This window comes from Novosphingobium sp. (genome assembly GCF_036733805.1).
In the GTDB taxonomy this organism is placed as follows: domain Bacteria; phylum Pseudomonadota; class Alphaproteobacteria; order Sphingomonadales; family Sphingomonadaceae; genus Novosphingobium.
Map to the genome: position 1 here is coordinate 1 of NZ_DAIMZT010000091.1, position 6,814 is coordinate 6,814.

The 6,814-nt window shown below is 63.9% G+C and carries 6 protein-coding genes and 1 pseudogene; 3 read left to right on the plus strand and 4 right to left on the minus strand.

Annotation, left to right across the window (positions count from 1 at the left end; genetic code table 11):
- Positions 1 to 83: 83 nt before the first annotated feature.
- A complete protein-coding gene (locus tag V7D69_RS14750; RefSeq protein ID WP_414691012.1) occupies positions 84 to 602 on the plus strand; it encodes a YqgE/AlgH family protein in 519 nt (172 codons plus the stop codon).
- On the opposite strand, the gene V7D69_RS14755 is transcribed toward V7D69_RS14750, so the two are convergent.
- The 4 genes from V7D69_RS14755 to V7D69_RS14770 form a co-directional block, all read right to left on the minus strand.
- Entirely contained in the window at positions 599 to 1,171 is a 573-nt protein-coding gene (locus V7D69_RS14755; protein WP_324064262.1) for a nucleotidyltransferase family protein, read from the minus strand. The genes V7D69_RS14750 and V7D69_RS14755 overlap by 4 nt on opposite strands.
- Positions 1,168 to 2,163 carry an XdhC family protein gene (locus V7D69_RS14760; RefSeq protein WP_324064263.1) on the minus strand — a complete coding sequence of 332 codons (996 nt, stop codon included), beginning with the start codon at positions 2,161 to 2,163 and terminating at the stop codon, positions 1,168 to 1,170. The genes V7D69_RS14755 and V7D69_RS14760 overlap by 4 nt, the downstream gene beginning before the upstream one ends.
- 70 nt (positions 2,164 to 2,233) lie before the next feature.
- Positions 2,234 to 2,875, minus strand: coding sequence for a murein L,D-transpeptidase catalytic domain-containing protein (locus tag V7D69_RS14765; protein ID WP_414691011.1), 642 nt, complete (start codon positions 2,873 to 2,875; stop codon positions 2,234 to 2,236).
- Positions 2,876 to 2,969: 94 nt separating this feature from the next.
- Complete coding sequence (locus V7D69_RS14770; RefSeq protein WP_333606177.1) at positions 2,970 to 4,214, minus strand: polyhydroxyalkanoate depolymerase; 1,245 nt, start codon at positions 4,212 to 4,214, stop codon at positions 2,970 to 2,972.
- Positions 4,215 to 4,395: 181 nt separating this feature from the next.
- On the opposite strand from V7D69_RS14770, the gene V7D69_RS14775 reads away from it, so the two are divergent.
- Positions 4,396 to 6,213 carry an ABC transporter transmembrane domain-containing protein gene (locus tag V7D69_RS14775; RefSeq protein WP_324064266.1) on the plus strand — a complete coding sequence of 606 codons (1,818 nt, stop codon included), beginning with the start codon at positions 4,396 to 4,398 and terminating at the stop codon, positions 6,211 to 6,213.
- Between the two features lie 97 nt (positions 6,214 to 6,310).
- Positions 6,311 to 6,814, plus strand: a pseudogene (locus V7D69_RS14780) (M13 family metallopeptidase N-terminal domain-containing protein); the annotation flags it as partial.

Below are 6,814 nucleotides of genomic sequence, written 5' to 3' on the forward strand. Positions count from 1 at the left end.
AATGCCTTGCCGTCGCGCTTCAAACGCGTACATTCGCAAGGGTGACTGTCGAACAGTATCTATCGGGACGAATCCTGCTGGCCATGCCGGGCATGTTCGATGAACGTTTCGCCCGCTCGGTCAATGTGATGTGCGTGCACGATGAGCAGGGCGCCCTCGGCATAGGCATAGGACACGTTCGGGACGGCGTGCGCTTTCACGAGATATTGGAGGAACTCGACATCGATCCCGGCGTCGCGCCTGATTGTGCGGTGATGCACGGTGGGCCGGTTGAACCGGGCCGCGGTTTCGTCCTTCATTCTACCGACTGGGGCGGCGTGGACACCATCGAGGTTCAGCCACTCTGCGGGCTTTCCACGTCGCGCGACGTATTGCGTGCGATTGCCGAAGGACGCGGGCCGACTCATTGGCTGATGGCCCTGGGTTATGCCGGATGGGGTCCGGGACAGCTTGAGGGAGAGATGCGCCATCACGGCTGGTACGCTGCCGAAGGGCATCGGGAGATCCTGTTCGATACTCCGGTGGAAGCGCGTTGGATGGCCGCTTGGCGCGCTGAGGGGATCGATCCCGCCCTGCTGTCGACGGAAACCGGGCAGGCTTAAAGCTTATTGGGATTCTGCAGCGCTCGAAGGTCTTCGGGGCGGTCCACGTCGAAATGGATGGCGGGGTCTGCGCAATCATCGAATACCACGTCCTTGCGTGACCGCAGGAGTCGCCCCGCCCCTTCGTCACCGGTAAGACGTTCGATCTCCGGGAAGGCCCGTGCCGACAGCAGGACCGGCTGGCCGGGGCGATCGCCATGGGTGGGAAGCGCGGCGAAGGCAGTGCCGAGTAACGCAGCGAGGCGGGCGGCCTCTGCGTGCGGCACTGCGGGCATGTCGCCCAGGAAGATGAAGGCGCCGTCCGCATCGCCGACGGCGGCGATGCCGGCCTTGAGCGAAGCCGACAGCGCCGGGCTGGCCAGGCGAATTACTTGGACTTGCGGGTTGCCTTGCCATTCGCCCGTCTCCAGGCCAGGCCGAGCCACCACGATCACGCGACTGACCGGCGCCGCGCGCGCTGCGCGGATCGCGTGGAACAGCAGCGGCTCTCCGTCCAGCAGGGCGCTCAACTTGTCACTGCCGAAGCGTCGGGCCTGACCGGCCGCCAGCACTATGGCGGCGAGATTCATACCCGCTCGTGCGCCGGGTTGAGGGCCTGCATGATCTCCGCGATGATCCCGGTCGCCACTTCCCAGGGCGATTTGCCCAGTCCGGCGATCCCCGGCGAAAGGCGAAGCCGATCCAGGTCTTGCGGACTGGCGCCCAGCGCCGTGAGCGCCGCTTTGCGCCCGTCGGCACGAGCCATCGCCCCGATCATCCCAACATAACCCGCGCCGCCATGCAGCGCAGCCAGGCATCCGCCAAGATCGTGTTCATCCTCGTGCGTGGCGCCGAGATAGGCGGTCCAGCGATCGACGCCCAGTTTTTCCAGTGCCGTTGCCGGCGTTTCGCGCAAGTATCGGGAAACCGGGAAAGGCGGCGGCTCGCGCGGCCCGTTAGGACATATCAGGATGGTTTCGAAGCGAGCAAGCGCGCTCAGGTGAGCGGCGGCCAGGGCGCCGGGATCGCTGCCCGACACGATCAGCCGGCGGGGCGGATCGTGTCGTCGGGCGATGCGAAAGGGCTCTTCCGTCACGTCCAGCAGCTGGCCCACCTGTTCGCTGACGTGGCGTTCCATGCCATCGCTGCTCCAGGTGCAGGGGCGCCGCCGCTCCGCGTGGTGGAGCATTTCGATGGCCGCCGGCTCGCCCGGCATGACGCGCTCCACCAGCACGTACAAGGCCCCGCCGCAGCGCAGGCGGATGTCGATCCAGGGGCCGCCCATGCCGTAATGCAGCCGGCGCGGCTGGCCATCGGTCAGAACCTTCGCTGCATGGCCCGCGACGTCGCCTTCGATGCAATCACCGGAGAAGTAACCGCTGGCCGCAATCTTTCCGTCAGGCTCGACCGTGAACAGCATTTGCGCGCCCGGCCCGCGCGGGGCGCTGCCCTTAACCTTGTAAAGCGTGGCCAGGGCGACCGGCTGCCCCTGTTCCAGGGATCGGGCGAGATTTGCGCGGATATCGTCGACCCAGCCGAAGACGGGCCAGTCCGCATTCCTGATTCCGCCGTCGATCTCCATCAGGCCGCCGTATCATCGGCGCGCTATACTGTCTAACGCAAGGGTGATCGATTTGCGGAAGGAGGCCAGTTCAGCTTTCGCCAATGCGATCGGCGAAAAGCAGGCGGCCGCCGGATAAGTGCCAGAGCGCTTGGCTGAAATCCATGCTGCTCATGGCGAAGCAGCCTTCGCTGCGGCCGAGCTTGCCCCATTTGTCAATCATCGTCTGATCGACATACCAGGCCGGATGCATGACGATCGCGCGTTCGAGCGCCATCGAATTATCGTCATCCAGGCCCTTCAGCCGGATCGAGGTGCCATATTTGCCCTGATACCATTCGCAGGTAAGGAATGCCCCGCGCGAGGTTGCTTCCGAGCCCGGCACATTGGAGAAGCTTTGGAGCCAGCCGCTATGCGCCGGGTCCGAACCGCGGCCATGCGCCAGCAGGAACGAACGTACCGTGCCCGCTTCCAGATTGGCGAAGTACAAGCGCGGTTTCCAAGAAGGCTGTGCGAAATCGGCCACGCCGACAAGATCGGTTCGCCACACGCGCGACCCGACCCGCTGCGCTTGAAGCGCGGCGGCATCCAGGATGCGACGTTCGTAAGGCGTCAGTGACGAAGCAGTCGCGGTAGCGGGGGCGCCGGCATCATCGGCAAAGGCACGCCCCGGCAAAGTCAACCCTATGCCGGCGGCCAGCCCACCCTTGAGAATCGTTCTTCGTCCCAGCACCCGATCCATGGTTGCATAAATAACACAACCAGGTGGGTGATGCCAACCCGCAGTCGCGCTGCGGCTCAGGCAAACGTCGGATCGTCGCCTTTGTTCAGGCGACGATCTTCAGCGTCTTCTTGCTGTGTTGATGCATCCACGCCTCCAGCACCGGGGCAATGCGCTTGCGCCATTTGCTGCCGTTGAAGATGCCGTAATGCCCAACACCCTCAGCCAGGTAATACTTCTTGCGCTCTTCCGGCAGGTTATGCGCGAGGTGCAGGGCCGCCTTGGTCTGGCCGATGCCGGAAATATCGTCTTTTTCGCCTTCCACCGCGAGCAGGGCGGTATCGCGGATACCACCAAGGTCGATCACCTCGCCGCGATGGACGAACTCTCCCTTGGGCAGCGAATGGCGCTGGAACACATGCTCGACCGTTTGCAGGTAGAACTCGGCGGTGAGGTCGCACACAGAGCGATATTCGTCATAAAATCCCTTGGTCGCGGCGGCGCTTTCACCATCGCCTTCGACCAGATGCTTGAACATGGCGTAATGGCTCATCATGTGATTGCCGAGGTTCATCGCCATGAAGCCCGCCAGTTGCAGAAAGCCTGGATAGACCTTGCGCCCCGCGCCCGGATAAGTCAGTGGTACGGGGGTGATGACGTTGTTTTCGAACCACGAGAGCGGTTGGTTCATGGCGACGTCATTCACGCTGGTCGGCGCTTCCCGCGTATCGATCGGGCCGCCCATCATCGTAAGTGTTACAGGGCGGCACGGGTCTTCACGCTGGCCCATTACCGCGGCGGCGGCAAATGCCGGGACCGAGGGCTGGCATACCGCGAGCATATGCGTGCCAGGGCCGATGTGCCGCAGGAAATCGATCACGTAATCGATATAATCGTCCAGGTCGAAACGGCCCGCATTCACGGGCACCATCTTCGCGTCGGCCCAGTCGGTAATGTAGACGACGCACGATTCAAGCATGCGCGCCACCGTGCCGCGCAATAGGGTGGCAAAGTGGCCGCTCATCGGCGCGACGATCAGCAGCCGGGGCGCGTCGGCGGGCAGGCCGGCATGATCGAAGCGCAGGAGGTTGCCGAACGGACGGTGAAGCACGATCGATTCGGTCACACCGTAAGCTTTGCCGCCGATTTCGATCTGTTCGATATCGAATGTAGGTTTGCCGCGCGACATGGCTGCGTGGGCAAAAACCTCCAGCGCAGAGCCCAGAATCGGTCCGAAGCCGAAATAGCTCATCGGCAGGGCCGGATTCGTCAGCATCTCCGCGCCGACCGAAGCCCAGGCCGCAGCACTGCTCAGCATGGTGCGCTGCACTTCGTATGCATTGTAAAGCAAGATCGATCTCCTGCCGGGTCACCGGCCGCAATATCTTATAACCCGATTTGGACCCTTACAGCAGGTTGTGCAATGCGGCATTTCCGAATTGTCAGCCCATTTTAATCGATCATCGCCGATTCGGCGCTGAAGGGGCGGCGCAGCCTTTTCCTGATCGCCGGGAGGTTGTAAGGGCGCCGCCATGGACGCCAACAACGGCACGGCCACGCGGCCCCCGAGCAAAACCGACCCTTCGCGCCGCAGGAGCCTGAGCCCCTTGGGCATGGTCTGGCAGGAGCTGTTTCATTATCCGGGGCGGATGGTCGCAGCGGGTCTGGCGCTCGTCATCACGGCAACCTCGACGCTCGCGATCCCTTACGGCTTCCGGCAGATCGTTGACCAGGGCTTTGCGAAGGGGGCGGATCCTTCGGCAATCCGGTCATGGTTCCTGATGTTGCTCGGGGTGGTGATCGTCCTTGCCGTGGCCACCGCGGTTCGCTTCTATTCCGTTTCATGGCTGGGGGAGCGCGTGGTCGCCAACATCCGGTTGCGGGTGCAGCATCACCTGCTGACGCTCGCCCCCGGATTCTTCGAGGAAAACAGCCCCAAGGAAATCGCCTCGCGCATGACTGCGGACACCGCGATCATCGAAACGGTGGTCGGCACCACGATTTCCGTCGCGCTGCGTAACGCCATCATGGCGGTGGGCGGGGTGATCTACCTCTTCGCCTTGGCGCCGGCGCTGACCGCGGGACTGATCGTTGCAATTCCGGTGGTGATTCTTCCGATCGCCACCTTCGGCCGCCGCCTGCGCGCCATCTCGCGTTCCAGTCAGGACCGGGTCGCGGACATCGGTGCGCTTACCGCAGAAGTGCTCGGCGGTCTCAGGATCGTGCAGGCGTTCAATCAGGAACGTCGCGAGCTGGAGCGCTTTTCCGGCGCGGTGGAGCGTACTTTCGCCACCGCCAGGCGCCGCATCCGCATCCGTGCGATCATGACCGCCGTCATCATGTTCCTGATCTTCGGCTCCATCACCGCGATCATGTGGCGTGGCGCCATCGCGGTTGCCGAAGGTCGCATTACCGGCGGCACTATTGCCGCTTTCGTGGTCACCGCGGGAATCGTCGCGGGCGCCTTCGGTTCGCTGACCGAAGTGTATGGCGACTTGGTGCGCGGCGCCGGCGCGGCGAGCCGGCTGGCCGAGCTGCTGGGCGAGCGCCCGCTGGTCTCGGCGCCGGAGCGACCGCAGGCGCTGCCCTCTCCTGCGCGCGGCAAGCTGGCGTTCGAACGCGTCACTTTCCGCTATCCCGCGCGCCCTGAAGTGGCGGCGCTTCACGATTTCAGCCTGACGGTCGAGCCCGGTGAGACCGTGGCGATCGTCGGCCCCTCAGGCGCCGGCAAATCGACCCTGTTCCAGCTTGCGGAGCGCTTTTACGATCCGCAAAGCGGCGTTATCAAGGTCGACGGCGTTCCGTTGACCTCGGCCGATCCTGCCGAGATCCGCCAGCGTATCGCGCTGGTTCCGCAAGAGGGGGTGTTGTTCGCGGCATCCGCGCGTGACAACTTGCGTTACGGCAACTGGCAGGCCGATGACGCCGCGGTCTGGGAGGCCGCGCGCGCCGCCAATGCCGAAGCTTTCCTGCGAGAATTGCCGCAAGGGCTCGACACTTTCCTGGGTGAGGATGGCGCGCGGTTATCGGGGGGGCAGCGCCAACGCATCGCCATCGCTCGCGCCCTGCTGCGCGATGCGCCGATCCTGCTGCTGGATGAGGCCACCAGCGCGCTGGACGCCGAAAGCGAACGGCTTGTCCAGGATGCTCTTGAAAAGCTGATGGCGAATCGTACCACCCTGGTGATTGCGCATCGCCTTGCCACCGTGCGCAAGGCCGATCGGATCGTGGTCATGGACGGAGGCCGCATCGTGGAGCAGGGCACGCACGAAAGCCTTTCGGGTGCTGGAGGGCTTTACGCGCGGTTGGCGTCGTTGCAGTTCGACGAACGCCTGATGCCGCTCGGCTAACGACATTTACGGGCTGGTGTTGCGCGAACAGGTAATTATGTTGCGCAATCATGAACGGGCCATTCAGGTCCGGTTCCCGTCGTTCCCGAGGTAGAACATGCGCAATTTACTCAGGGGTATCCTTGCCACATCGGCAAGCGTTCCCGCCGTAGTCCTCTCGTTTTCCGCCGTTCCCGCCACCGCTGCCCCCGCGCAGGCGCCCACCACCGATTGGGGCGCCTTCGGTGTTCAAACGCAGTGGATGGATCCCAGCGTGAAGCCGGGTGATGACTTTGACGCTTATATCAACGGCAAGTGGAACAACACGATAGAGCTGCCCGCCGACCGTACCCGCGCCGGCGCCTTCATGGATTTGAACGATCTGTCCGAGCAGCGCCTCCATACCATTCTGGAAGGACTGCCGGCCAGCGATCCCGCGCCGGGTTCGGACCCGGCGCGAGTGGCTGCGGCGTACAAATCCTTCATGGACACCGCGGCTATAGACAAAGCCGGGCTGGCGCCGGCGCGCCCTTATCTGGACAGGATTTTTGCCGTCAAGGACTGGGCGGATCTGGTCAAACTGTTTGGCGCGCCCGGCTATGCTTCTCCCGTGACGATGGCG